The following is a 26,265-nucleotide window of genomic DNA, read 5'->3' as shown; positions in this document are numbered from 1 at the left end:
TCCGGGCACCACATCCCGGGGGGCCATCACGGCCGGACTGCATTTTGAACAGAGTCATTGCTTGCTGTTTTTTTGGGGTGGGAAGATGCCGGACGACTTTCTGAACCTGGGTGCGGGATCGCCCTTTGGTCTCTTCGGGCGCGGGCGCCCGGCGCACAAGACTGTCTTGGTCGCGGGCGGCGCGGGCTTTGTCGGCTCGCACCTGATCGACCGGCTTCTGGCGAACGGTCACCGCGTCATCTGCCTCGACAATCTCTCGACCGGCAGGCTCGCCAATATCGCGGCACATGCCGCTAACGAACGGTTTACCCTGATTAGGCAGGATGTCTGCGATCCCATCCAGATAGCGGGGGCTGTGGATGAGATCTTCAACCTGGCCTGCCCGGCATCGCCGCCGAAATATCAGAAAGACCCCGTGCACACTTTCCGGACATCCGTCATCGGCGCCATGAACCTCCTGGAGCTTGCCCGCGCCAAGGGTGCGCGCATCTTCCAGGCCTCGACGTCCGAGGTTTACGGCGATCCCGAAGTGTCGCTGCAGTCCGAAAACTACCGCGGCAACGTCAACACCTTCGGCCCGCGCGCCTGCTATGACGAGGGCAAGCGCGCCGCCGAAACGCTCTTTCACGACTACCATCACCAGCACGGGGTCGAGATCCGGATCGCGCGGATCTTCAACACCTACGGGCCGCGCATGTGCCCCGACGACGGGCGGGTCGTGTCGAATTTCGTCGTCCAGGCGCTGAGCGGGCGCGACATGACCATCCATGGCGACGGCAGCCAGACCCGGTCCTTCTGCTATGTCGACGATCTGGTCGAAGGCATCCTGCGGCTGATGGCCTCGGCTGTCTCCGAACCGGTCAACCTCGGCAATCCGGGCGAGTTCACGATGGCGGAACTCGCGGCGATCGTGCGGGAAAAGACCGGCACCACCGCCCGCCTCGTCCACAGACCGCTGCCGACCGACGACCCGCGCCAGCGCCGCCCCGACATTTCGCGCGCCCGGAAGGCGCTCGGCTGGGCGCCGCTGGTCGCGCTTTCGGAAGGGCTCGACCGGACCATTGCCCATTTCGCGGCCGAACTTGGCCGTCCCCTCCCCTCCAGAACGGAGAAGGTTGCCTGATGCGTGTGAGTAATTCCCGAGTACTGGTGACAGGCGGCGCGGGCTTCATCGGCGCCCATGCCTGCAAGGCCCTGGCCGAGGCGGGCGCACTGCCCGTGGCCTACGACAATCTATCCACCGGCCATCAGGACGCGGTCCACTGGGGGCCGCTGGTCCGCGGCGACGTGCGCGACCGCGGCGCGCTGGCTTCGGCGCTGAAACAGTTCCGGATCGACACGATCCTGCATTTCGCCGCCTCCGCCTATGTCGGCGAAAGCGTCGCGGACCCCGCGCTCTATTATGACAATAATGTCAATGGCATGGTGACGCTTCTTGATGCGGCGCGCGCCGCCGGCGTGACCCAGATCGTCTTTTCTTCAAGCTGCGCGACCTATGGCGTGCCCGAGCTGCTGCCGATCTCGGAATATACGCCACAGGCGCCGATCAACCCTTACGGCCGCACCAAACTCATCTGCGAACAGATGCTGAAGGACTACGGCGCCGCCTATGGCATCCGCCATGTGGCGCTGCGCTATTTCAACGCTGCGGGGGCGGACCCGTCGGGCGTGATCGGAGAACGGCATGAGCCGGAGACGCACCTTTTGCCATTGGCGCTGCGTGCGGCGGCCGGGGGGCAGCCGCTCAACGTCTTCGGCACCGATTACGACACGCCCGACGGAACCTGCATCCGCGATTATGTCCATGTCTCGGACCTGGCGCGCGGCCATCTTCTGGCGCTGGCCTATCTGCATGCTGGCGGCAAGAGCACGGCCCTGAACCTCGGGTCCGGGCGCGGCCATTCGGTGCTGGAGGTCTGCGCCGCGATCGAGCGGGTGACGGGCTGCGCGGTTCCCCTGCAGTTCGGGCCGCGCCGGGCGGGCGATCCGCCGGTCCTGACCGCCGACCCGGCGCTCGCCGCGCGCATCCTCGGCTTCCGCACGCGGCTTTCGGACATCGACACGATCGTCAGTCATGCCGCGCCCTGGTTCGGCCTCTCGAACCATCGGGTGAAGGTGGCCTGAGATGGACCGGCGCACGCGCTTCCTGAAGCCGATCCTGACCGGGCGCCAGGCGGTGAAGTACCGGCGCGGCGCTTGTCTGTGGTTGGCCGCGGCACTTTTCTTCTGGTCCTGGTGGCTGCAGCCCGGCCATATCCTTGGATGGCCACGCTTCCTGATCGCCTCCGCCTGCCTCTTCTGGCTTTTCTTCCTGCAGGCCTATTTCGTGGTGGTGTTCCTGAACGCCCGCCGCACCGCCGCGCCCACGCCGGAACCGGGCGACTGGCGGGTGGCGATGATCGTGACCAAGACCCCGGGCGAACCGCTGAGCCTTCTCAAGCGCACGCTGACGGCGATGCTCGTGCAGGACTATCCGCACGATACCTGGCTTGCCGACGAGGATCCCTCGCCCGAAACCATCGCCTGGTGCGCGGAGAACGGCGTCCGGATTTCGACCCGCAAGGGGGTCGCGGCCTATCACCAGCCGGTCTGGCCGCGTCGGACCCGTTGCAAGGAAGGCAACCTCGCCTATTTCTACGACCATTACGGTTATGAGGCCTACGATATCGTCGCCCAGCTTGACGCCGATCATGTGCCCCAGCCCGGTTATCTGCGGGAAATGCTGCGGCCCTTCGCCGACCCGAAGGTGGGCTATGTCAGCGCCCCTTCGATCTGCAACGCCAACAGCGCCGACAGCTGGGCCGCGCGCACGCGGCTTGATACTGAGGCCGCGTTCCACGGCGCGCTGCAATGCGGTTACACCGGCCTTTTCACCTCGATCTGCATCGGTTCGCACTATGCGGTCAGGACCGCCGCGCTGAAGGCGGTGGGCGGCCTTGGCCCCGAACTGGCCGAGGATCATTCCACGTCGATGGTTCTGGCGGCGGGCGGCTGGCAAGGCGTCCATGCGATCGACGCCATTGCCTTTGGTGACGGGCCCGCGAATGTTGCGGACCTCGCCACGCAGGAATTCCAATGGTCGCGCAGCCTTGTGACCCTGCTTCTGTCCCACACCGGCCGCTATCTGCCGACGCTGCCCGCCCGGCTGAAGTTCAGCTTCCTCTTCGGCCAGTCCTGGTACGTGTTCTTCGCCTTCTTCATGCTCTACATGTACCTCTCGCCGATCTATGCGCTGACCTTCGACGCGCGGTTCGCCGATGTCACCTACTGGGCCTTCGTGCTGCATTCGGCCCCGACCGCCGCCGTGCTCACCTGGTTCGCCCTCGAGATCAAGCGCGACGGGCTCTTCCGCCCTTACAACGGCCGGATCTTCGGCTGGGAAAAGATGCTCTTCATCTTCCTGCAATGGCCCTGGGTATTCTGGGGTGTCCTGATGGCGGCGCGCGACCGGATGACCGGAAAGTTCGTCGATTTCCGCGTGACGCCGAAGGGCGAGGCGGCGACCAAGCGCCTGCCGACCAAGGTCGTCGCGATCTATACCGCGCTTGCGACCGGCGCGCTTCTGCCGCTGCTCTTCGTCGATGCACAGGATGCACAGGGCTTCTACCTGCTTTCGGCGCTGAACGGCCTGATCTACACGATCTGCGTCGCGGTCATCGTGCTGGAGCATCTGCGCGCCAACGGGCATGAGTTCGTCCTCAAACCACGGACATTCGTGCTGCAGGCCGCCTCGGTTGCGTCACTTGTTGCCCTTATGGCAACAGCAACCGTTGTGCGCGGCAAGGAAAGCCTTTATGCGCTCACCATGGGAATGGAACCGTTCCAGCTGGTGCGCGCCCAATATCTCGTCTCCGGCGCCGGTATCTCCAACGACCGGCTTGTCGTCTACGAGTTCGATCTGGCCTGGAACTGAACGGACATGAGATTCCCAAGGGGGAAGTGATGCGGATAACCAGTTGCCTGACACCTTTGCTCCTTAGCCTCGCGATGAGCCTCTCGCCATTCGCGGCCGAGGCCGCACCGCCCGGCACCGTGCCCTTCGGGGCCTATGATCCCGGCGGCGACTTCACCGATGACCTCGAACTGGTGGTCGAACATCTGTTCCTGCCCTGGGAAGACGTCTATCTGCCGTCGCTGAACGATGCGGACGCCTATGCGCTGGAACGCAACCGCGCACTGCTGATCACGCTCGAACCCTGGACCTGGTCGCGCAGCGAGAGGAACACCCCGCAATATCTGCGCAGCGGCATCTTCGCGGGCCAGTACGACCAGAACATGCGCGACATCTGCTTGGTGATGGCGGACCTGCAAAGCCCCGTGACATTGCGCTGGGGCCACGAGATGGACGATTATTCCGGTCAGTTCATCTGGGCCGGTTGGAAGCCCGAGGACTATATCGCCGCCTACCGCCGCATGATCACCATCTGCCGCGAGGCCGCGCCGAACATTCAGGTCATGTGGTCGCCCTTGGGCGACGAGGGGATGGAGCGCTATTATCCCGGCGATGAGTATGTCGATATCGTCGGCATCTCGGTTTTCGGCCTGCAGGCCTGGGATCAGGCGAAGTATGACCGCGACCGCAGTTACCGCGACATCATGGAGCCGCGCTACCAGCGAGCCGCCGCCTTCGGCAAGCCGGTGGTCGTGGCGGAACTTGGCTATTCCGGCAGCGAGGCCTATGTGAACGCCTGGGAGAACGAGGTGCGCGTCGCCCGGCCCGACCTGCCGAACCTCGTCGGCGTGATCTATTTCGACCAGCGTGAAGTCTATCCCTGGCCCGAGAATTTCGGCCTGCCCGACTGGCGCATCCAGAACCGGATCATCCGCTGACGGCGGCCCGGACGGGGCGTGCCAGATCGCTTTTCCCGGCGCCCTGACGGAATGCGGCGAAATTGTGTCATCGCCTTGATAAGATTGACAAATTAACCAACAAATCCTTGCGCGCGGCCATATTGGCGGCGCATTGATCGGCTACCTCTCGGTAAAGCTGCCCCGGCATGTGCCGGACGGGTCACGCGCGACGCTGCTGTCGCCCGCCCCTCCGCCCTGTCGGCCCTGTTCGAGAGGTCAAGTTGTCCGTGTCCCTTCGTCCTGTCCGTCCAGCCCTGCGCGTTGGGCTAGCCGCCCTGGTCGCCCTGTCGCTCGGCCTGCCCGCCGTCGCCCAGTCGGGCAGCGCCACCGCCCCGCGCGGCATCGCGGTCGTGCAGCTTTCGAACGGCGCGACCTTCAACTGGCTCGCCAAGAAGAAGGCGCCGCAAGTGACGGATACGGTGCTTCTGTCCAGCGAAGGTGCGACGAAACTGCGCAAGCAGCGCTTCTTCGGCAAAGGGTCCTACATCTGCTCGCCCGCCGGTTTCGGCAAGAAATCCCGCTGCTTCGCGCGCTGATCCCTAGTCCTGCAAGTCCCTGAGATAGTCGGCAAGCGCGAGAAGCGCCCCGGGCACGGGCGTCTCGATCCCGTCGCCGGTATCGACAAGAACCGTCGGGCTGTCCTGAAACACCGGCCCCATTTCCGGCATCGCCGAATGGCTGTCGGTGCTGCGGGTATAGCCGTCGATCTGCGACAGCACCTTCGCCAGAGGGAATGTTCCGCCGTTTCGGGCAGCAATTCCGGTCAGATCGGCGGGCGGCCTCTTCCACTCGCCAGCCAGCACCCCATCGCCCTTGCCGCCCGGCCCGTGGCACGCCGCGCAGAAGTCCTCGTAAAGCACCTTGCCCCGGCTCGGAGCGGGCGCGGTCGTCGCGCAGGCGGCAAGCAAAAGCGCCAATGTAGCGCCGGCCGACAGCCCGGTAATCAGCTTCGTTCGCATGTCTGCCTCCTCTGTTCAGGCGCAGGATCACACGGCGGACCAGCTGCCCGCCTTGATCAGGATCAGACAGGCGTCAGCCGCTGATCCGCCCCGCCTGCAGATGAAGGATCCGATCCATGCGCGCGGCAAGCTCGGGATTGTGGGTGGCGATCAGCGCCGAAAGGCCGGTCGAGCGCACGATGTCCATGAGCACGTCAAAGACCTGATCCGAGGTGGCGGGGTCGAGATTGCCGGTCGGCTCGTCGGCAAGAAGCAGCTTCGGCCCGTTCGCCAGCGCCCGGCAGAAGGCCACGCGCTGCTGCTCGCCGCCCGACAGTTCCGCCGGACGGTGCCGGGCGCGCGCCGACAGGCCGACCCGCGCGAGAAGATCGGCCGCCCGTGCGTCGGCCACGCTGCGGGCAACTCCATCGGCAAGCTGCGGAAGGATGATATTCTCCGCCGCCGTGAATTCGGGCAGCAGATGGTGGAACTGATAGACAAAGCCGATCTCGCGCCGCCGCACGGCGGTGCGCACCCGGTCGCCCTGCCCCGCCATGGCCTGCCCGCCGACCCAGACCTCGCCCGCATCGGGGCTGTCGAGAAGCCCCGCGATATGCAGAAGCGTCGACTTGCCCGCGCCCGAGGGCGCCACCAAAGCCACCACCTCGCCGCGCGCGACCGCTAGGTCCAGCCCGTCGAGCACCGTGATCTGCGACGGCTTGCCCGGGTTGTAGCGCTTCACGATCCCCCGAAGGTCCAGCTCATTCATAACGCAGCGCCTCGACCGGGCTCAGCCGCGCGGCGCGGCGCGCAGGGAAATAGGTGACGATGAACGACAGGATCAGCGACAGGCCGACCGCGCGGCCAAGATCCCAGGCCTGCAGCTTGGCAGGCAGCCGGTAGATGCCGCGGATCGACGGGTCCCAGGCATTGCCGCCCGACAGCCAGTTCACGCCCGACATGATGCTTTCCATGTTCAGCGCCAGCAGGCAGCCCAGGATCACGCCCGCCAGGGTGCCGATCACGCCGATGAAGGCGCCGCAGAGGAAGAAGACCCTCAGGATAGACCCCTCGGTCAGGCCCATGGTCCTCAGGATGCCGATATCGCGGCCCTTGTTCTTCACCAGCATCACAAGGCCCGAGGTGATGTTCATCGCCGCTATCAGGACGATCAGCGCGAGGATCACGAACATCACATTATCCTCGATGGTCAGCGCCTCGAGAAAGGCGCCCGAGGCATCCTTCCAGGTCCAGAGATAGACATCCTGCCCGACGGCGTCGGCAACGGGCTTCATCAGCCCGTCGATCGCCTCGGGGTCGGCGACCATCACCTCGATCTCGCTGACGCCGCCCTCGCGGTTGAAGAAGCTCTGCGCTTCGGCCAGCGGCATGTAGATGCGGGTCTTGTCGATGTCGTAGCGGCCGACGCTGAAGACATAGGTCACCTCATAGGCATTCACCCGCGGGCTGGTGCCGAAGGCGGTTCGCGCGCCGTTGGGCTGGATGAGCTTCACCCTATCGCCCGGCACGATGCCCAGATCGCGGGCGATGCCCGAACCGACCGCGATACCCTTCTCGAAATCGCCGATCTCGCCCAGGCTCTGGTCCGATTGCGCCACGCCCGGAATGGCCTTCAGGTCTTCGGCGGAAATCCCGTAGACCTCGGCGACACTGGCGCTGTCATTGTGGCTGACCATGGCCTGACCGCGCACCACGGGCGCCGCCCGGACGACCCCCGGCACCGCCGCAATCCTCTGCGCCGCCGCTTCATAGTCGCGGAAGGCGTTGGTCTGCACGCCATCTTCGTCCTGATAGAACGGCTTGTAGACCGTCACATGGGCATTGGCGCCAAGGATCGTGCCGACGAACTCCGCCCGGAACCCCGCCCTGACCGCAAGCGTCGCCACCAAAGCCATCACACCCAGCGCGATACCGACGAGGCTGATCCAGGTCATCACCGAAATCCCGCCCTCGGGGCGGCGGGCGCGCAGGTAGCGCCAGGCGATCAGGAATTCGAAGCGCGAAAAAGGTCTGGTCGAACCGGCCATCCGGCCCTCCGGTCAAAGGATGGCCAATCCTCTTTCATCTTGGCCAAAATACCTCGGGGGTGCGGGGGCAGAGCCCCCGCCCGTCCCGGTCTCAGCGCCCCTCGTAAATCTGCGCCACGCGGTCGACGGCGGCCTCGGGGCTCATCTCTTCGCTTTCGCCCGTGCGGCGCGAGGTCAGTTCGACGACACCATTCGAAAGCCCGCGCGGGCCGACGGTGATCCGCCAGGGCAGGCCGATCAGGTCCATCGTCGCGAACTTGGCCCCCGCCCGTTCGTCGCGGTCGTCATAAAGCGCCTCCAGCCCCCTGGCCTTCAGCGCCTTGTAAAGCCCCTCGCAGGCCGCGTCGGCGGCGCTGTCGCCCTGCTTGAGGTTCACGATGCCCACCGGGAAGGGCGTCACGCCCTCGGGCCAGATGATGCCCTTGTCGTCGTGGCTCGCCTCGATGATCGCGCCCAGAAGGCGGCTGACGCCGATGCCGTGCGAACCCATGTGGACCGGCACCCGCTCGCCCTTGTCGTTGACGACCACGGCGCCCATCGGTTCGGAGTACTTGGTCGAGAAATAGAATATCTGGCCAACCTCGATCCCGCGTCCGACCTTGCGGTGGGCCTCGGGGATCTGACCGAACGCCGCCTCGTCATGGGTCTCGTCGGTGCGGGCGTAAAGCGTGGTGAATTCCTTGCAGACCTCGGCCACCTGGCCCCGGTCGTCATAATCGATCTCGCGGCTCCCGAGTTTGAGCGCGGTCACGCGATCATCGTAGAAGACCTCGGACTCGCCCGTGTTCGCCAGCACCAGGAACTCATGGGTATTGTCGCCGCCGATCGGGCCCGAGGCCGCGCGCATCGGGATCGCGGTCAGGCCCATGCGCTCGTAGGTACGCAGGTAGCTGACCATATGGCGATTGTAGGCGTGCAGGGCCGCTTCCTTGTCGATGTCGAAGTTATATCCGTCCTTCATCAGGAACTCGCGGCCCCGCATCACGCCGAAACGGGGGCGCAGCTCGTCGCGGAATTTCCACTGGATGTGATAAAGCGTCAGCGGCAGGTCCTTGTAGGACGACACATGGCTGCGGAAGATGTCGGTGATCATCTCCTCGTTCGTGGGACCATAGAGCATGTCACGCTCGTGCCGGTCCTTGATGCGCAGCATTTCCTGGCCGTAATCGTCATAACGCCCGCTTTCGCGCCAGAGGTCGGCGGGTTGCAGCGTCGGCATCAGAAGCGGGATATGGCCTGCCCGCACCTGTTCCTGATGCACGATCTCCTCGATCCGCTTCAGCACGCGGAAGCCGAGCGGCAGCCAGGAATAGATACCCGCCGCCTGCTGGCGGATCATGCCCGCACGCAGCATGTAACGGTGGCTGACGATCTGGGCGTCGGCGGGGTTTTCCTTCAGGACGGGCAGGAAGTAGCGGGACAGGCGCATGGATCAGGCTCTCTTTGGTTCCGCAAGGGATTATGCGAAAGGCGGGCGGCAGGCAAGCGGCGCATCCCGGGTGCGGGCTCTAAGGCGCAAAGCCGAGACGGTCCCTTGTGAAAGCCGCGCCCAAAGGCTTAGATCAGGCCCAAGGCTACCGGAGGAAGACATGGCCCTGCCCGTCCGCCAACAGGCGACCTACTGGGGGATCGCGACCCTTCTGTTCTTCGCCGTCCTTTGGGGGCTTGGCAATGTGATCCTGCCCTTCATCGTCGGCGGCGCGATCGCCTATTTCCTCGACCCGGTCGCCGACCGGCTGGAACGGGCGGGCCTGTCGCGCAGCATGGCCACTGCCACGATCTCGATCATCGCGCTTCTGATCTTCACGCTGCTGGCGCTGCTGATCATCCCGACGCTCATCCGCCAGCTCGTGGATCTGGTGAATGCGGCCCCCGAGATCTTCGGCAAGCTGCAGGCCTGGCTGACGACCCGCTTCCCCCACATCATGGATCAGGATTCGGTCGTGCGCGACACGCTGATCTCGCTCGGCAAGACCATCCAGTCGCGCGGGGGCGAGCTTGCCTCGGGCCTTCTCTCTTCCGCCGTCTCGGTCATCAATGCGCTTGTCTTCATCGTCGTGGTGCCGGTCGTGGCCTTCTACATGCTGCTGGACTGGGACCATATGGTTGCGCGTCTGGACGAGGCCTTGCCGCTTGACCATCGCGAGACGGTGCGCGGCATCGCGCGTGATATCGACAAGGTGCTGGCGGGTTTCGTGCGCGGTCAGGTCTCGGTCTGCCTCACACTCGGCACCTATTATGCCGTGGCGCTGATGGCGGCGGGGCTGCAGTTCGGCCTGATCGTCGGCGCGATTTCCGGCCTCATCACCTTCATCCCCTATGTGGGGGCGCTTCTCGGCGGCGGGCTCGCCATCGGGCTCGCACTTTTCCAGTTCTGGGGCGACTGGATGCAGATCGGCCTGATCGCCGCGATCTTCGCCGTGGGTCAGTTCCTCGAAGGCAATATCCTGACCCCGCGCTTCGTGGGCAAGTCGGTTGGCCTGCATCCGGTCTGGCTGCTCTTTGCCCTGTCGGCCTTCGGTACGCTCTTCGGATTCGTCGGCATGCTGGTCGCCGTTCCGGTCGCTGCCGCCATCGGCGTCCTTGCCCGCTTCGGCGTCGGCCGGTACAGAGACAGCCGCCTCTACCGTGGCCTGACCGGCCAAGAGACGCCCACCGACGAAAGCTGACCTTCCACGATGCCTCGCCAACTGACCTTCGATCTGCCGGTGCGCGCCGCACTGGGGCGCGACGATTTCTTTGTCTCGCCCGCCAATGCGCTGGCCGTGGCGATGATCGACGCGCCCGAAAACTGGCCGCTGGGCAAGCTTCTGCTGGTGGGGCCGGAAGGGTCGGGCAAGAGCCATCTCGCCACGGTCTGGGCCGGGCAGGCCGGGGCGGCGACGCTTGAGGCCCATGAAGTGGAACGCACGGACCCGGACGCCCTGGCGAAGGGTGCTCTGGTCATCGAGGATGCCGAACGGATCGCGGGCCGTCGCGCGGCGGAGGAAGCGCTCTTCCACCTTCACAACCTGATGCTTGCCCGCGGCCACCGGCTTCTCCTGACCGCGCGCAGCGAACCGCGCCAGTGGGGGCTGGCGCTTGCCGATCTGAAAAGTCGGCTGGAGGGTACGGCGCTCGTGCGGCTCGATCCACCCGATGACGTGCTTCTGTCGGCGGTGATCCTGAAGCTCTTCGCCGACCGGCAGCTGCAGGTGCCGCCGACCCTCGTTCCCTATCTTCTCGCCCGGATCGACAGGTCCTTCGCGGCGGCGCGTGCGCTCGTCGCCGCCCTTGATGCCCGCGCCCTCGCCCTTGGCCGCCCGATCAGCCGCGCGCTGGCGGCCGAGCTGCTGGACAGTCCGCGCCCGGACGCGCAAACATAGTGTCATCCAACCGTTACACGCCGTTTCGATAAGGGCGCCATGACCCAGGCCGATTTCCTCAAAGCTCCCTTTCCCGCCGCCAAAGAGCTGCCCGCCGACCAGATCGCCGGGCCCCGCCGCTTCTTCAACCGCGAACTGTCCTGGCTCGCCTTCAACTGGCGTGTCCTCGACGAAAGCCGCAACCCGCGCGTGCCGCTTTTGGAGCGGGTCCGCTTCCTGTCGATCTCGGCCACCAACCTCGACGAATTCTACACCGTCCGGGTCGCGGGCCTGCGCCAGCTGGCGCGCGCGGGCAATGCGCTGCCGTCCGACGACGGGCGCGCCCCGGCTGACCAGCTGAAGCAGATCGACGAAGACGCCCGGCGCCTGATGGCGGTCCAGCAGCAGGTGTGGAACAGGCTGAAGAAAGAACTTGAGGCGCAGCGCATCACGCTGCTGACCCGCTCGAAGCTGACCCGCCGCGACGAGAACTTCCTTGAGGATTACTTCCTCAACCAGGTTTTCCCGGTCCTGTCACCGCTCGCGATCGACCCGGCCCACCCGTTCCCCTTCATCCCCAACACCGGCTTCTGCCTGGCGATGGAACTGGAACGCGCCAGCGATGGGCGGCGGATGCAGGCGCTTCTGCCGATCCCCCAGCAGATCCGCCGCTTCGTGGCCCTGCCGGGCGAGGCGCGTTTCCTGCCGATGGAGGAGCTGCTTCTCCTCCATCTCGGTTCGCTCTTTCCGGGCTACCGGGACGTGGGCCATTGTACCTTCCGCGTCCTGCGCGACAGCGACCTCGAGGTCGAGGAAGAGGCCGAGGATCTGGTGCGCGAGTTCGAAACCGCGCTGAAACGCCGCCGCCGCGGCCAGGTGATCCGCATGAAGATCACCGCGGGCGCGCCGGAAGGGTTGCGCGCCCTGATCATGGAAGAGCTTGGCGTCCTGCCCGACGAGGTGGTCGAGGTGAAGGGCATGGTCGGCATGGCCGACGTCAAGGAACTGATCCTCGACAGCCGCCGCGAGCTTCTCTGGCCGCCCTTCACGCCGCGCGTGCCCGAGCGGGTGCAGGACCATGAAGGCGACATGTTCGCGGCGATCCGCAAGAAGGACATGCTGCTGCATCACCCTTACGAGACATTCGACATGGTGATCCGCTTCCTCGATCAGGCGGCGCATGACCCGAACGTGCTGGCGATCAAGCAGACGCTCTACCGCACCTCGCAGGACAGTCCGATCGTCGCCGCACTCTGCGAGGCGGCCGAGGCCGGAAAGTCGGTGACCGCGCTCGTCGAACTGAAAGCGCGCTTCGACGAGGCCGCCAACATCCGTCAGTCGCGCCGGCTGGAGCGGGCCGGCGCCCATGTCGTCTATGGTTTCACCAACTACAAGACGCATGCGAAGATCTCGACCGTGGTGCGGCGCGAGGGCGACCAGCTGGTAACCTACACCCATTACGGCACCGGGAACTATCACCCGATCACCGCGCGCATCTATACCGACCTCTCCTTCTTCACCTGCAATGCGGCGCTGGGGCGGGACGCGACCAAGGTCTTCAACTATCTGTCCGGCTATGTGCAGCCCGAGGGGCTGGAAAACCTGGCCATTTCGCCCACGACGTTGAAGCCCCGGCTGCTGGAACTGATCGCGGCCGAGGCCGACCATGCGCGCGCCGGGCGCCCCGCCGAGATCTGGGCCAAGATGAATTCGGTGATCGAGGCCGACGTGATCGACGCACTCTATGCGGCCAGCCAGGCGGGAGTGAAGATCAATCTCGTGGTGCGCGGCATTTGCGGCCTCAGACCCGGGATCAAGGGCCTGTCGGACAATATCCGGGTGAAGTCGATCGTCGGGCGCTTCCTCGAACACAGCCGCATCGTCTGTTTCGGCAATGGCCATGGCCTGCCCTCGAAGAAGGCGCGGGTCTTCATCTCCTCGGCCGACTGGATGGGCCGCAACCTGACGCGGCGGGTGGAAACATTGGTCGAGATGCTGAACGACACGGTCAAGGCGCAGATCGTCAACCAGATCATGGCCGCGAACCTTGCGGACGAGGCGCAAAGCTGGGTGCTTGGTCCGGATGGCCGCTATCTGCGCGACCTGCCCGAGGATCGCGACCTGTTCAACTGCCACCGGTTCTTCATGGACAATCCCTCGCTCTCGGGCCGGGGATCGGCGGGGGCGAAGGATGTGCCAAAACTCGCCCATGCCACGGACTGAGATTTTCGTCCCGCCTGCGGCGGGCCGACCCGCCGGGAGGGCTCTGCCCTCCCGGACCCTCCCGGAGTATTTCAGGACAGAAAGTGGCAGGATTCAGATTATCTTAACCATGAGACAGGAAATTGCGCGTACGGTACAGGCTGGAGAGCCGATGACCGTGGCAGGAAGTGACAGCCCGGCTCCTGAGCGAGGCGGGCTGTTTCACTTTCTGTCCCGAAATACTCCCGCCGGAGGCGCCCGAGATGCCCGCGCCCCGGCGCGGGCATCGAGAGATGTCTTGGCGCCGCCCTGCGGCGCCGCAATCGGATCACGGCCGGCCATACATGCGACCCGGGTCTTTGCCGCAGGGCCCCAAGCCGCTAGTCTGATATCGAGAATCCCACGCTGGCCCGACCGGAGAGCTGCATGAAGAGAAAATCCGATATTCCGGCGGAGGACGGGCTGCATTTCGACCACCCCCTCTTCGACGACCCTTCCGCCCGCGCGCTCGAACGGGTGGGCGTCGTCGATGTCGGATCGAACTCGGTGCGTCTGGTGGTTTTCGACGGCGCGGCCCGCAGTCCCGCCTATTTCTACAATGAAAAGATCATGGCGGGCCTCGGCAAGGGCCTCGCAGAGACCCGGGCGCTCAATCCCGAGGGCCGGGCCCGGGCGCTGGCAGCGCTCAAACGGTTTGCGGCGCTTGCCCGCGGCATGGACCTGCCGCCGCTGACCTGCGTCGCCACTGCCGCCGTGCGCGAGGCGTCCGATGGGCCCGCCTTCGCCCGGGAGGTCGAGGACACCACCGGCCTCAGGCTCAATGTCATCGACGGGACCGAAGAGGCGCGGCTTTCGGCCCAGGGGGTGCTGCTCGGCTGGCCAGAGGCGCAGGGCCTAGTCTGCGACATCGGCGGCAATTCCATGGAACTGGCCGAACTGAAGGATGGCGAGGTCGGTCGCCGTGTTACCTCGCCGCTTGGCCCTTTCCGCCTTCAGGAGGTCAAGGGCGGCAAGGCGGCCTTGCAGAAACACATAAGGAAGGTCGTGGCCGGCCTCGCCGCCGACATGGGCACCCATCACGAGCGCATCTATCTCGTCGGCGGCTCCTGGCGGGCGATCGCCCGGCTCGACATGGAGCGGCGCGGCTATCCGATGACGGTGCTGCACGAATACCGGATGGAGCCGCAGATGGTGATCGACACCGTCGACTGGATCGGCATGTCCGACCTGAATCAGCTTCGCCAGAAGACCGGCACCTCGCAGGCGCGGATGGACCTCGTGCCGCTCGCCTCGCTCGTCCTGAAGGAACTGGTCGAGACCTTCGCCCCGAAGGAAATCGACGTCTCCTCCTACGGTATCCGCGAGGGGCTTCTTTACGAGCAGATGCCGCAGAAGCTGCGCCGCCGCGACCCGCTGATCGAGGCCTGCCGCTATGCCGAACAGACGATGGCGCGGATGCCGGGCTTCGGCAAGAAGCTCTACAATTTCCTCCTGCCGCTTTACGAGGGCGCCACAGCGGCCCGGCTGAGGATGGTCAAGGCCGCCTGTCTTCTGCATGACACCACCTGGCGCGCCCATCCCGATTACCGGGCCGAGGTCTGTTTCGACAATGCCACCCGCGCCAATCTTGGCGGCCTGTCGCATCAGGAACGGGTCTTCCTTGGCCTTGCGCTTCTGCACCGCTACAAGAATTCGCGCGCGGGCTCGCGGCTGGAGCCCCTGTTCGCGCTTCTCTCCGCCGAGGAGATCCGGCAGGCCGAAATCCTTGGCAAGGCGATGCGGTTCGGCGCGATGCTGTCGGCGCAGAGCCCCGAGAAGACCGGCCTGCTTGCCCATGACGCCGAGGCCCGGCGACTGGCCTTCCGGCTGAAATCCGGGCAGGAGGCGCTGTTCGGCGAGGTCGCGGCGGCGCGCTTCCAGTCGCTGGCAGAGGCGCTCGGTGCCGAAGCGCGGGTCGAGCGCGAGGGGGCGGAGGCGCTGACCGAGGCATGAGCCGGGCTTGACCCGCCGCCGCCGCATGCCCAGATTGGTGCCTTCCTCGCCAAAAGGCCCGCGATGACCATTCCTTTCGACAATAGCTATGCCCGCCTGCCGGGCCGCTTCCATGTCCGGCAGGAGCCGCAAGAGGTCGCGGCGCCCGCGCTCGTGGCGCTGAACGACGGGCTTGCCCGCCGACTGGGGCTGGATCCGGCATCGCTTGCGGACATGGCCGACATGTTCGCAGGCAATCGCAAGCCCGAGGGCGCCGAGCCGCTCGCGCAGGCCTATGCGGGCCATCAGTTCGGCGGCTGGGTCCCGCAACTTGGCGACGGGCGGGCGCTGCTCCTTGGGGAAGTGGTGGCCCCTGATGGCGCGCGGTTCGACATCGCGCTGAAAGGGTCGGGCCCCACCGCCTTCTCGCGGCGCGGCGACGGGCGGGCCTGGCTTGGCCCGGTGCTGAGGGAATATGTGGTGAGCGAGGCGATGCAGGCGCTTGGCGTGCCAACGACCCGCAGCCTGGCCGCCGCGACGACGGGCGAGACGGTCTGGCGCGAGACCGCTCTGCCCGGCGCGGTCCTGACCCGCGTGGCATCGAGCCATATCCGCGTCGGCACCTTCCAGTATTTCGCCGCGCGCGAGGATCGCGAGGCTTTGCGCCTCTTGGCCGACCATGTCATTGCCCGGCACTATCCGGGCGTGACGGGGCCGGAGGAGCTCTTGTCGGCGGTGATGGCGCGGCAGGCGCATCTCATCGCGCGCTGGATGTCGCTGGGTTTCATCCATGGGGTGATGAACACCGACAATATGGCGATCTCGGGCGAGACCATCGATTACGGCCCCTGCGCGTTCATGGATGCCTATCACCCGGCCAAGGTCTTTTCCTCGATCGACAGCCAAGGCCGCTATGCCTACCACAACCAGCCCAATATCGCGCTGTGGAATCTCGCCCAGTTCGCCTCGTGCCTGCTGCCGCTCCTGGGCGAGGAACAGGCGGCGATTGCCGCGCTGACCGAGATCCTGAACCAATTTCCGGCGATCTACGAGGCGGAATGGCTAAGGCTCTTCCGCGCAAAGATCGGCATATCAGGCGCGGACGAAGGCGATGCGGCGCTGATCGAAGAGCTTCTGGCGATCATGACCGCCGGTCAGGCGGACTTCACCCGCACCTTCCGGGGCCTCGCGACCGGCCTCGCGGCGGCGGAATTCGCCGACCCGGAGCCGTTCCGCGCCTGGGCGCGGCGCTGGCAGGGGCGGATCGCGGGCGAACCCGCGCCCGAGACGCTGATGTGCGCGTCCAGCCCCGCCTACATCCCGCGCAACCATCGGATGGAGGAGATGATCCAGGCGGCGGTGGCGGGCGATCATGCGCCCTTCCACCGGCTGAACGCAGTGCTGTCGCGCCCGTTCGACGATCAGCCGGATGCCGCTGCCCTTGCGCTGGCGCCCGAACCGGACGAGGAGGTCCGCCGCACGTTCTGCGGCACCTGAGCGCTGGCGGTCACCGCCGGTCTGGCAACAAGCCCCGTCCCGCCCCGGCCTTGAGCCGGGGCCTCCTGCCCTACCTTGCCCAAGACTGGCGAAGAGGCCCCGGCTCAAGGCCGGGGCGGGGCCTATCCCGCAGATGCCGGGTGTCAGGAACCTCTGCCGTCACATCTTGCGGCGAAAGGCCTTGCGGAACAGGCGGCGGTTGTCGCGGATGAATTCCCGCAGCGCCTCTGTCAGCCCGCCAAGGCTGCGACCCTTGAGATAGAGAAAGCCCGCGAAAGCACCAAGGCTGGCGCCGACCGTGTCGAGGATCAGGTCCCACATCGTGTCGATCAGGCCGGATTTCTGCATGTTGAGACCGAAAATCTGATCCATGCCGAACTCGAAGATTTCCCACAGGGCGCCGATGGTCACAGCCAGGCAGAAGCCGGTGAAGGCCACCGCCCAGGCGGGCGCGGCATAGCGGTCGCCCTCGAACAGCATGAAGACGAAGAGAAAACCGACAAGTCCGAAGCCCACCGCAGACCCGCCATGCAGTGCGATATCCCACCACCAGAACCGGTTGTAGAAATCGAACGCCTCGCCGAGGAAAATCGTGGCAAAGACGAAAAGCGCGATGGCCCCCACGAACCGCAGCGGCAGGCGGATGCCGAACCGCCGCCCGGCAAGCTCGGGCAGGAGCGTCAGCGCATAGGTCACGAAGGACACGAAGGCGAGCGACCAGCGACCCCTGAACAGGGCCGCGACGAAGGCGAGGATCAGCACAGCGCGCACCGCCTGCGCCAGCCAGGATTGCGAATGGAACCACCTGCCGATCATGGCTGAGAGGTAGGCAACGAGCGCGGGCACTTCAACCGCGCGCCGATGAGCCCTATGTCTTTGCCATGACACTTCGTCTCCTGTCCTACAATGTCCACAAATGCGTGGGCCTCGACCGCCGCCGCCGCCCGGACCGTATCGCCGAGGTGCTGGCCAGGGCAGACGCCGACATCGCGGTGCTGCAAGAGGTCGATCACCGGCTGGGCGCACGCCCCGCCGCCCTGCCCCGCGAAATGGCCGAGCGGGCGACGGGTCTGACGCTCCTGCCCTTCGCGCTGTCGCCGGTCAGCCTTGGCTGGCACGGGCAGGCGATGATGGTCGCACCGGCGATCACGCCCACCTACCTCCGCCGTATCGCCCTGCCCGGGCTGGAGCCACGCGGCGCGATCCTCGCCGAGCTTGACACGCCGAACGGCGCGCTGCGGGTGATCGGTGTGCATCTTGGGCTGATCGGCCGCTATCGCAGGCTGCAGCTTGCCGCCATCGGCGCCTTCCTCACGCACCGGCCCGAGATGCCCACCGCCGTCATCGGCGACTATAACGAATGGTCGCAGCGCGGCGGCGCCGGCGGGCTTGGGCCGGGTTTCCATCTGCATGCACCGGGCGCGAGCTTTCCCGCCGCGCGCCCGCTTGCACGCCTCGACCGGATCGCCGCAGGCCAGGGGCTGCATCTGATCGACAGCGGGACGGTCGACACGCGCGCGGCGCGCGGCGCCTCCGATCACCTGCCGATCTGGGCCCGCGTCAGCCTTTCTGCAGCGCGGTGATGCAATCTATGAAGACCTTGATGGAAGCGCTTGATCCGGCAAGGGAATAGCTTTCCACCGCTTCGCCCTTATCATTGCCGAGATACAGGCCATTTCCCCGCATGACCTCGGATATGAAGGTCATGCCATCATCGCCGTCCGGCAGGGTGAAGAACACGCTTTGCTTGTGCATCGAGGCATTGTTGAGGGTCCAGGTCGGCAGGCTGTCGATCTGAACGACAAGGTTTGCCGTCGCGCCCTCGCCCAGATCCCAGCCGGAATCATAGAACTGTATCTCGACAGAAGCCTTGGCATCCGCCCACATGGAAAAGGATTTGTCGCCGGTGCTGACCTGCGCCATGCAGGAAAAGCTGCCATCGTCCCAGCCGACAACCTGCACCTGCCAGTCCTTGTGAGTAAAGAGCGTCTCGGAGGTCGATTCCGCCGATACTGCCGAACCGAACGTGAGGGCCGCACATGCGACAGCCCGGGCAAGATTGGCCATTCTCTGTCCCTCCTGAGCAATCAGATGAGATTTTCCAGCGAAGCGCCTGAGATGCAAGTGTTTATTGACCGGGTCCGGGTCAGGTTTTCCATTCCCAGGGCCGGGTGAACTGGCCCAGAAGATGCACGACCGCCGCCTCGTCGACCGGTCCCTTGCGTTCGAGCCGCGCCACCAGCCCGCGCTTCTTGTCTTCGACCACTTCGGCCACCTCGGCGGCGATGCCCGCATCGGCCAGCGCCTTGCCATAGACCCGCTGGATCGACAGGCGGCGCAGGTCGGGCTTGAAGATCTTGCCCACCGCCGTCTTCGGCAGTTCGGGAAGGATCTCAAGATGTTTCGGCACGGCCGCGCGTTCGGGGATCTCGCGTGCCGCATGGTCCATCAGTTCCTCGACCGTCACCTCTGCGCCCTTCACCAGCTCGACATAGGCGCAGGGCAATTCGCCCGCGAACGTATCGGGCTGGCCGATCGCGCCTACGAAGCCGACGGCCGGATGGGTCATCAGCGCCTCCTCGATCAGCGCCGGATCGACATTATGGCCGCCGCGTATGATCAGGTCCTTGGCCCGGCCGGTGATCCAGAGATAACCGTCCGCATCGATCCGGCCCAGATCGCCGGTGCGGAGGAACCGGTTCCCGGCGAAGAGCCCGATATTCTTGTCGACCTCGGTATAGGTCGAGCCCTCGAAGACGCCGGGGTTCGACACGCAAATCTCGCCCACCTCGTCGGTGCCGCAGTCGCGCGCGATACCGCCCGCGCTGTCCATCTGCAGGATCCTGACCTCGCAATAGGGCATGATCACCCCGACCGAGCCCACTTTCTTCTGGCCGTCGACCGGGTTGCAGGACACAAGGCAGGTGGCCTCGGTCAGGCCGTAGCCTTCCGATATTTCCACCCCCGTCGCCGCCTTGAACCGGTTGAACAGCTCCATCGGCATCGGTGCCGAGCCGGAGATCGCGGTTTTCAACGTCGAGACATCGGCATTCACCGGGCGCTGGACCATTGCCGCAACCGCCGTGGGGACGGTGATCAGGAACGACACCTTCCAGCGTTCGATCAGCTTCCAGAAATTGTCGAAAACGCCCTCGCCCCGGTAGCCCTGCGGCGTCGGCAGCACCATATGCGCGCCCGACCCGATGCAGGACATGAAGACCGGATAGGCGGCGAAGACATGGAAGAGCGGCAGCGGGCAGATCAGCACGTCCCTCTCGTCGAACAGAAGCTCCGCCCCCAGCCAGCCGTTGTAGATCATGCCCGAATATTTGTGCTGCGCGACCTTCGGCATGCCGGTCGTGCCGCCGGTATGGAAATAGGCGGCGATCCGGTCGCCCGCGCTATCGGCGAACGTCAGCCGGTCACCGGGCTGGCGGGCAAGCTCGGCCCGGAAGCTCAGGACGCGCGCCTTGTGGGAGGCCGGGTTCTTCGGCCGGATCAAGGGCACAATCCAGCTTTTCGGCGGGGTCAGATAGCGGTTGAGATCGACCTCAAGCACCGTCTCGACCCCCGGCGCCAGCGCCAGCGCGGCGGCGGCCTTCTGCGGCAGGTCGGTCTTGGGGAAGGGCTTCAGCGTCACCAGAACCTTGGCCTTCGTCTCGCGCAGGATCGCCGCGATCTGCTCGGGCTCCAGCAGCGGGTTGACCGGGTTCACGATGCCCGCCACCGCGCCGCCGAGAAGCGTGATCGCGGTCTCGACCGAGTTTGGCAGCAGATAGGCGACCACATCCTTCTCGCCCACGCCAAGGCTGCGGAACAGGTTCGCCGCCCGCGTCACCTCGGCATGCAGCGCCGACCAGGTCAGCGTCTCGGCCTTCGATCCGGGCGCCGACAGGATCTGGAAGCTCAGCGCATTGCGCGCGCCGTGGGCATCCTTCGTGCGGGTGAGGAACTGGTAAAGCGTTGCAGGCAGGGCCCGCGCGGCATAGGGCATCTCAGTCTCGATCGCGTCGCGGTCAGCGACCGTGGCGAATTTGGCCATCGTTTCCTCTCCCCAGTCACCCGTTCAGGCGGGCGCTTCTTTCTGATCCCGAAAGATGGCGGCAAAGCCCGGTTCAGGCAAGAGTGACGCCGCGTTTTTAAGCCGGGCGCTGCAGTTCGCCAGTCACGCGGGCTCGCCTTCGGTGAACTGCAGCCGGGCGAGGCGCGCGTAGAGGCCCCCTTCGGTGACAAGCTGGTCATGCGTCCCTTGCGCCACGATCCGCCCTTCGTCGAACACCACGATCCGGTCCGCCTTCTTCACCGTTGCCAGCCGGTGCGCGACGACGATCACCGTGCGGCCCTTCGACAGACGCTCTACCGCCTTCTGCACCGCCTGCTCGCTTTCCGCATCCAGCGCCGATGTCGCCTCGTCGAGCAAGAGGACCGGCGCATCCCTCAGGATCGCGCGGGCGATGGCGATCCGCTGTTTCTGCCCGCCCGACAGCATCACGCCGCGCTCGCCGACGTAAGTGTCGTACCCCTCCGGCAGCGCCGCCAGAAACTCATGCGCCGCAGCCGCGCGCGCCGCAGCCTCGACCTCGGCATCGGTCGCCTCGGGGCGGCCGAAGCGGATATTCTCGCGCGCGGAGGCCGCGAAGATCACCGGATCCTGCGGAACGAGCGCGATGGCGCGCCGGAAATCCGCCCGATTCATTGCGGCAAGATCGATACCGTCCAAAGTGATCCTCCCCGCTTCGGGGTCCCAGAACCGCTGTAGAAGCTGGATCACAGTGGTCTTGCCCGCGCCGGAGGGGCCGACAAGGGCCAAGGTTTCGCCCGGACGAACCGTCAGCGTGACGCCTTCCAGCGCCGACCGGTTCGGTCGCGACGGGTAATGGAAGGTGACTGTCTCGAAGGAAATCTCGCCCCTGACCGGCCGCGGCAGCGCCCGGGGCGTCGCCGGATCGCGCAGCGTGTCCTCCGCCGACAGCAGCTCCACCAGCCTCTCGGTCGCGCCCGCCGCCCTCTGCAACTCGCCCCAGATTTCCGACAGTGCGCCGGTCGATCCGGCAACCATCACCGCATAGATCACGAACTGCACGAGATCGCCGATGGTCATGGCGCCAAGGCGCACATCACGCGCGCCGATCCAAAGGACACCCACGACCCCGGTGAAGATCAGGAAGATCACGATCACCGTCATCAGGGCGCGCGCCCTGATACGGACCTTGGCCGAGGTGAAGCTCTTTTCCGTCACATCGCTGAAATCCCGGCGGCTCTCGGCCTCATGCGTGAAGGCCTGCACCACCTGGACCGCGCCCAAGACTTCCGACGCCCGGCCCGACGAGGCGGCGATCCAGTCCTGGTTCTCGCGCGACAGCCGCCTCAGGCGCCTGCCCAGAAAGATGATCGGGCCGACAACCAATGGCACCAGCAACAGCACCAGCCCCGTCAGCTTGGCCGAGGTGAAGAGCATCAGCACCAGCCCGCCCGCGAGCATCAGCATGTTGCGCAGCGCGATGGAGACCGACGATCCGATCACAGAGAGGATCAGCGTGGTGTCGGTGGTGATCCGGCTCAGAACCTCGCCGGTCATCAGCCGCTCGAAGAAGGCCGGGCTCATTCCCACCACCCGGTCGAACACCGCCTTGCGGATGTCGGCAACCACCCGCTCGCCCAGCCGCGTCACAAGGTAATAGCGGCAGCCGGTCCCCAGCGCGAGCAGAGCCGCGATGCCGACAGCGGCCAGGAAATACTGATCGAGGAGCGCACCGCCCATGTTGAACCCATCGATCACCCGCCGGACGGCGAGCGGCAGGACAAGGCTCACCCCGGCGGTCAGCGCCAGCGCCATCAGCGCGCCCAGCGCCATCAGCCGATAGGGCCGCACGAAGGGCCAGAGCGCGGCAAGCGCCCCCACTTTGCGCGAGGCCGCGCGGTCTTCGCTTATCCCAACGGGCATTTCAACGGGTCGGCGGGCCATCGGAACTCCGGTCTTCGTATCGCTTCCCTTCCTTTAGGCGGGCCGCCCCCCCGTCACAAGCGTCTGTGTGCCGCAGGCCCGACGCGGCCCGGCCAGAGCGCGCCTTAGGTTGAGCAGGTCGCGTCTCGCCTCGCGCCGTGATAGGATCGGCCGCAATCGGGGGAGGAAGGAATGAACATCAAGACATCCGTAGCCGCGCTGGCGCTTGCACTTCTGTCCGCCTGCGCCAGTGTGAACTATGAGACGACCCGCGCCGGCACCTTCCGGGGCGACCTCGTCGTGGTCTGGCTGCGCGACACCGGCAAGGCAGGCGACGGCACCTTCATCTATGTGCCCAGCCCGCGCGATCCCTTGACCTTCACCCGGCCAGAGGGCGAGACAAGGGCCAAGGTGATCGAACCGGAGATGATGTATACCGACGGTGGTTCGATCCCGCCGATCGGCCGGGTCTTCAACGGCCTCACGCCCTGGAACTACGGGCCCGCCTACATGATCCACGACTGGCTCTTTGCCGCCCGCCAGTGTCTGAACGACGGAAAGACAGACGCGGCCTACAGGAAGATCGAGAAGGCGACCTTCCAGGACTCGGCCGAGATCATCGCCGAGGCGATCAAGGCGCTCGAAGTCAGCAAGAAGGTGAAGAAACGCGACATTTCCGGCCCGACCGTCACCTACGCCGTCACCAGCCCCTTCTCGCTCGAACGCTGGAAGGTGAAGGGCGCCTGCAACCCGGTCACCGCAGAGGACCGCAGGCTCGCGCTCCGCGCCATCGGCTTCACGCCAGAAATCGGCGATATCGCAGGCTTCCGCACCTTCACCAACGAGGAAGGCGCTGTGATCAGCGAACCGGCGGCGGAAGTGGTGGCGATCTTTTCCTTCTGAGAGGGAAGAGCTTTCCACTTTCTGTCCCGAAATACTCTCGCCGAAGGCCCCGCCCTTGCACGGGCATGAGCCCGTGCAAGGGAAAATGGCCTGCCGCGCGCCAGCGCGGCGCAATCGGATCACGCACTGTCACCGGATCACCAAGGGAAGGATGGAGCGGGTGATGGGAATCGAACCCACGTATTCAGCTTGGAAGGCTGCTGCTCTACCATTGAGCTACACCCGCATGGCCTCCCCTATAGTCGCACAGACCCGCCCCGCGCAAGGGAGGGGGAGTGAAATTCGCCCCCGCCCGCGCTAGCCTTCGTCCATGACCAGACGCGGCCGCCCACCCCATGACGACCTGCTCACCCCGGCGGAATGGCGGGTGACCGAGCTTGTCCGCCACGGGCTGTCCACCGCCCGCATTGCCGCCCTTCTCGGCATCAGCATTTACGGCGCGCGGGCGCTTGCCCGGTCGGCCACCGCGAAACTCGGCCTTGAAAGCCGCGCCGGGCTGCGCACCTGGACCGGAATCCGCAAGGGCAGCGCCCGCGCCCCGTCGACAGGAGTAGACGCGATGCATCCCCTCGGCCCTCTCAGCCAGATCGCCCGCCGCGTCGAAAACCTCGACCGCGCCCGTGCCTTCTGGCGCGACCTCCTCGGCCTGCCCGAGCTTTATGCCTTCCCGGGCCTCGCTTTCTACGATCTCGGCGGCACACGGCTGATGCTGCGCGAGACGGCCGGGCGCGAAGAGGCGGACATTCTCTACCTGTCCGTCCCCGACATCGGCGCCGCGCAGGCGCATCTCATGGAAAAGGGCGCCGATTTCACCGGCGCCCCCCACATGATCCACCGCCATACCGACGGAAGCGAGGAATGGATGGCCTTCTTCAAGGACGACGAAGGCCGCGACCTCGCACTCCACGCCCGGATCGCACCTAAGGCCCCGGGGCACCTCATCGCGCCCTGACATGCGCTCTTCGGCGGTTTCCCAGCGAAGAGGCCTGTCAGGGCCGATGAGCGGCCCGGCCCTTATTGACCGAGCTTCCTGATCCGCCCGTCAAGCGCCACGTTCACGGTCCCGAGCTTCTCGACATAGGCCATCACGTCATTTGCCACGAGCGTGCCGGTCGGCCCGTCAGTCACGATCCGTCCACCGCCAAGCGCCGCGTAACCGTCGCCGCCGCCGAGGATGTAATCATTGACCGCAACCTTGTAGAGCTTGTCGGCCTCCAGGGCCGCGCCACCGACCATAACCTCGGACACGCGGCTTCCGGCCTCGGCCGAGGCATCGAACGCATAGGTCAGGCCCGAAACCTGCGGGAAACGGCCCGCCCCCTTCTCGACCTGGCTCACGCCGTTTTCCAGCGCCGCCAGCACCTGGCTGCCCGGCAGCTCGGTCACCACGGTCACATTGCCGAACGGCAGTTCGCTCAGGATATCGCGACGGGTAAGCTTGGCGCCCGCGTCATAGGTCCGGTCGCCCCGGATGCCGCCGCCGTTCATGATCGCGATATCGGCGCCGGTCTGGTCGCGCATCGCATCGGCGATCAGGTTGCCCATCGTCGCCTCTTCGCCGCGCACCACATTGCGGCGGCTGTCGAGCCCGCCTTCGAGCGTGCCGATCTCGACCCCGAGCGTCTCGTCCATCTGCGCGGCGAACTTGTCGGCGAGCGCCTTGCTGTCGGCATCGGGCTCCACGTCCGCCGTGTCGATGAAGCGGAAATGCGGATACCATTCGATGTCGCGCTTTCCGTCCTTTTCCTCGACCGTGACGAACAGATCGACCGGCGACAGGAACTGCCCGTCGATCGAGGTCTCGACATAGGCCGTCACCCCGTCATAGGCGGTCGCATAGGAATGATCGTCGCCCGACAGGATCACGTCGAACGCATGGCTCTTGATCAGCGCCCGGTCGTTTTCCATGTCGGTCTGCACCACGCCCACGACGATATCGGCACCGTCATCGCGCGCCTGCTTGGCCGCCGCCACCGCCGTATCGACGGTCGGCAGGAATTTCAGATCGCCGGTCGAGGAAACGGTGGGCGAGGTATCCTGCGCCACCGGAATGAGCGCGACCTTGAGCCCGCCCACTTCCTTCACCATCACCCCGCCCAGCCCCTCGACGGCCGAGCCATCGGCATTGGTGATATTGATGGCGGCCCAAGGGTAATTCGAGGCATTGACCTTCTCGACAAAATTCTCCGGCCCGAAGTCGAATTCGTGGTTGCCGGGCACGGCGAGGTCGAACGGCACCAGATTGGTGAAATCGATGGTATTCTGGCCCTTGTCGAAGCCCGACATCAGCGAGGGCGACAGCATGTCGCCGTCGAAGAGATAAAGCGTGTTGGGGTTGGCCGCGCGTTCGGCCTTCGCGACCGCATTCAGCCGCGCAAAACCGCCCCGACCGTCCTCTTCCTCGAAATTGTAGACATCGCCGACGCCCAGAAGCGTCAGCTTCACCGTCTCCGCCGCTGCGGGCATCGCGGCAAAACCCGCGGCAACGGCAAGCGCCGCCAATGACAAATGCGAGCTTGTTCTTTTCATCATCAATCTCCCTGAAGACTCGATTAAGGATCGTGCGG

Annotated in this window: 22 protein-coding genes and 1 tRNA gene; 13 read left to right on the top strand and 10 right to left on the bottom strand. The window is 65.8% G+C overall.

Annotation, left to right across the window (positions count from 1 at the left end; translation table 11 throughout):
- Positions 1–85: 85 nt before the first annotated feature.
- The 5 genes from P0645_RS09720 (at position 86) to P0645_RS09700 (ending at position 5,387) form a co-directional block, all read left to right on the top strand.
- Entirely contained in the window at positions 86–1,123 is a 1,038-nt protein-coding gene (locus P0645_RS09720) for a UDP-glucuronic acid decarboxylase family protein (protein WP_284164372.1), read from the top strand.
- Positions 1,123–2,124: a UDP-glucose 4-epimerase GalE gene (gene galE, locus P0645_RS09715; RefSeq protein ID WP_284164371.1), complete on the top strand. Its 1,002-nt coding sequence runs from the start codon at positions 1,123–1,125 to the stop codon at positions 2,122–2,124. The genes P0645_RS09720 and galE overlap by 1 nt, the downstream gene beginning before the upstream one ends.
- A 1-nt stretch (position 2,125) precedes the next feature.
- On the top strand, positions 2,126–3,913 hold the full coding sequence (locus P0645_RS09710; RefSeq protein ID WP_284164370.1) for a glycosyltransferase family 2 protein: 1,788 nt from the start codon (positions 2,126–2,128) through the stop codon (positions 3,911–3,913).
- 29 nt (positions 3,914–3,942) lie between these two features.
- Positions 3,943–4,830, top strand: coding sequence for a glycoside hydrolase family 26 protein (locus P0645_RS09705; protein WP_502854279.1), 888 nt, complete (start codon positions 3,943–3,945; stop codon positions 4,828–4,830).
- A 242-nt stretch (positions 4,831–5,072) separates the two neighbouring features.
- On the top strand, positions 5,073–5,387 hold the full coding sequence (locus P0645_RS09700) for a hypothetical protein (protein WP_284164369.1): 315 nt from the start codon (positions 5,073–5,075) through the stop codon (positions 5,385–5,387).
- Between the two features lie 3 nt (positions 5,388–5,390).
- Here P0645_RS09700 and P0645_RS09695 read toward each other — a convergent pair whose 3' ends face one another.
- From P0645_RS09695 to proS, 4 genes are all read right to left on the bottom strand, one after another.
- Entirely contained in the window at positions 5,391–5,810 is a 420-nt protein-coding gene (locus tag P0645_RS09695) for a c-type cytochrome (protein WP_284164368.1), read from the bottom strand.
- Positions 5,811–5,883: 73 nt separating this feature from the next.
- On the bottom strand, positions 5,884–6,558 hold the full coding sequence (locus P0645_RS09690) for an ABC transporter ATP-binding protein (RefSeq protein ID WP_284164367.1): 675 nt from the start codon (positions 6,556–6,558) through the stop codon (positions 5,884–5,886).
- Positions 6,551–7,837 carry a lipoprotein-releasing ABC transporter permease subunit gene (locus P0645_RS09685; RefSeq protein ID WP_284164366.1) on the bottom strand — a complete coding sequence of 429 codons (1,287 nt, stop codon included), beginning with the start codon at positions 7,835–7,837 and terminating at the stop codon, positions 6,551–6,553. Before P0645_RS09685 ends, P0645_RS09690 begins: the two co-directional genes overlap by 8 nt.
- 91 nt (positions 7,838–7,928) lie before the next feature.
- Complete coding sequence (proS, locus tag P0645_RS09680) at positions 7,929–9,266, bottom strand: proline--tRNA ligase (protein WP_284164365.1); 1,338 nt, start codon at positions 9,264–9,266, stop codon at positions 7,929–7,931.
- A 160-nt stretch (positions 9,267–9,426) separates the two neighbouring features.
- Between proS and P0645_RS09675 the strand changes: the two genes are divergently transcribed.
- The 5 genes from P0645_RS09675 (at position 9,427) to P0645_RS09655 (ending at position 16,851) form a co-directional block, all read left to right on the top strand.
- Positions 9,427–10,506, top strand: coding sequence for an AI-2E family transporter (locus tag P0645_RS09675; protein ID WP_284164364.1), 1,080 nt, complete (start codon positions 9,427–9,429; stop codon positions 10,504–10,506).
- Between the two features lie 9 nt (positions 10,507–10,515).
- Complete coding sequence (locus P0645_RS09670) at positions 10,516–11,202, top strand: P-loop NTPase family protein (protein WP_284164363.1); 687 nt, start codon at positions 10,516–10,518, stop codon at positions 11,200–11,202.
- Between the two features lie 39 nt (positions 11,203–11,241).
- On the top strand, positions 11,242–13,404 hold the full coding sequence (locus P0645_RS09665; RefSeq protein WP_284164362.1) for an RNA degradosome polyphosphate kinase: 2,163 nt from the start codon (positions 11,242–11,244) through the stop codon (positions 13,402–13,404).
- A 405-nt stretch (positions 13,405–13,809) separates the two neighbouring features.
- Positions 13,810–15,375 carry a Ppx/GppA family phosphatase gene (locus P0645_RS09660; RefSeq protein ID WP_284164361.1) on the top strand — a complete coding sequence of 522 codons (1,566 nt, stop codon included), beginning with the start codon at positions 13,810–13,812 and terminating at the stop codon, positions 15,373–15,375.
- A gap of 63 nt (positions 15,376–15,438) precedes the next feature.
- On the top strand, positions 15,439–16,851 hold the full coding sequence (locus P0645_RS09655) for a protein adenylyltransferase SelO (protein WP_284164360.1): 1,413 nt from the start codon (positions 15,439–15,441) through the stop codon (positions 16,849–16,851).
- A 159-nt stretch (positions 16,852–17,010) separates the two neighbouring features.
- Here the strand turns inward: P0645_RS09655 and P0645_RS09650 are convergent, their stop codons facing one another.
- Positions 17,011–17,697 carry a DUF2238 domain-containing protein gene (locus tag P0645_RS09650; protein ID WP_284164359.1) on the bottom strand — a complete coding sequence of 229 codons (687 nt, stop codon included), beginning with the start codon at positions 17,695–17,697 and terminating at the stop codon, positions 17,011–17,013.
- A 35-nt stretch (positions 17,698–17,732) separates the two neighbouring features.
- Here P0645_RS09650 and P0645_RS09645 point away from each other — a divergent pair, with 35 nt between their 5' ends.
- Entirely contained in the window at positions 17,733–18,434 is a 702-nt protein-coding gene (locus P0645_RS09645) for an endonuclease/exonuclease/phosphatase family protein (RefSeq protein ID WP_284164358.1), read from the top strand.
- Here P0645_RS09645 and P0645_RS09640 read toward each other — a convergent pair.
- From P0645_RS09640 to P0645_RS09630, 3 genes are all read right to left on the bottom strand, one after another.
- Positions 18,412–18,918, bottom strand: coding sequence for a DUF1176 domain-containing protein (locus P0645_RS09640; RefSeq protein WP_284164357.1), 507 nt, complete (start codon positions 18,916–18,918; stop codon positions 18,412–18,414). The two genes, P0645_RS09645 and P0645_RS09640, sit on opposite strands and share 23 nt — an antisense overlap.
- Before the next feature lie 79 nt (positions 18,919–18,997).
- Complete coding sequence (locus P0645_RS09635) at positions 18,998–20,893, bottom strand: acyl-CoA synthetase (RefSeq protein WP_284164356.1); 1,896 nt, start codon at positions 20,891–20,893, stop codon at positions 18,998–19,000.
- A gap of 123 nt (positions 20,894–21,016) precedes the next feature.
- Positions 21,017–22,816: an ABC transporter transmembrane domain-containing protein gene (locus P0645_RS09630; protein ID WP_284164355.1), complete on the bottom strand. Its 1,800-nt coding sequence runs from the start codon at positions 22,814–22,816 to the stop codon at positions 21,017–21,019.
- 171 nt (positions 22,817–22,987) lie between these two features.
- Between P0645_RS09630 and P0645_RS09625 the strand changes: the two genes are divergently transcribed.
- Entirely contained in the window at positions 22,988–23,698 is a 711-nt protein-coding gene (locus P0645_RS09625) for a hypothetical protein (protein WP_284164354.1), read from the top strand.
- A gap of 152 nt (positions 23,699–23,850) precedes the next feature.
- Here P0645_RS09625 and P0645_RS09620 read toward each other — a convergent pair.
- Positions 23,851–23,924: transfer RNA gene (locus P0645_RS09620), tRNA-Gly, on the bottom strand.
- Between the two features lie 84 nt (positions 23,925–24,008).
- On the opposite strand from P0645_RS09620, the gene P0645_RS09615 reads away from it, so the two are divergent.
- Positions 24,009–24,650, top strand: coding sequence for a VOC family protein (locus tag P0645_RS09615; protein ID WP_284164353.1), 642 nt, complete (start codon positions 24,009–24,011; stop codon positions 24,648–24,650).
- 62 nt (positions 24,651–24,712) lie between these two features.
- On the opposite strand, the gene P0645_RS09610 is transcribed toward P0645_RS09615, so the two are convergent.
- Positions 24,713–26,227, bottom strand: a complete 1,515-nt coding sequence (locus P0645_RS09610) for a bifunctional metallophosphatase/5'-nucleotidase (RefSeq protein ID WP_284164352.1) — start codon at positions 26,225–26,227, stop codon at positions 24,713–24,715.
- Positions 26,228–26,265: the final 38 nt, after the last annotated feature.

The organism is Frigidibacter sp. SD6-1, assembly GCF_030143255.1.
Lineage (GTDB): Bacteria > Pseudomonadota > Alphaproteobacteria > Rhodobacterales > Rhodobacteraceae > TMP-24.
Note: the sequence above shows the minus strand (reverse complement) of the source record. Positions and strands in the feature narration are given on the sequence as shown.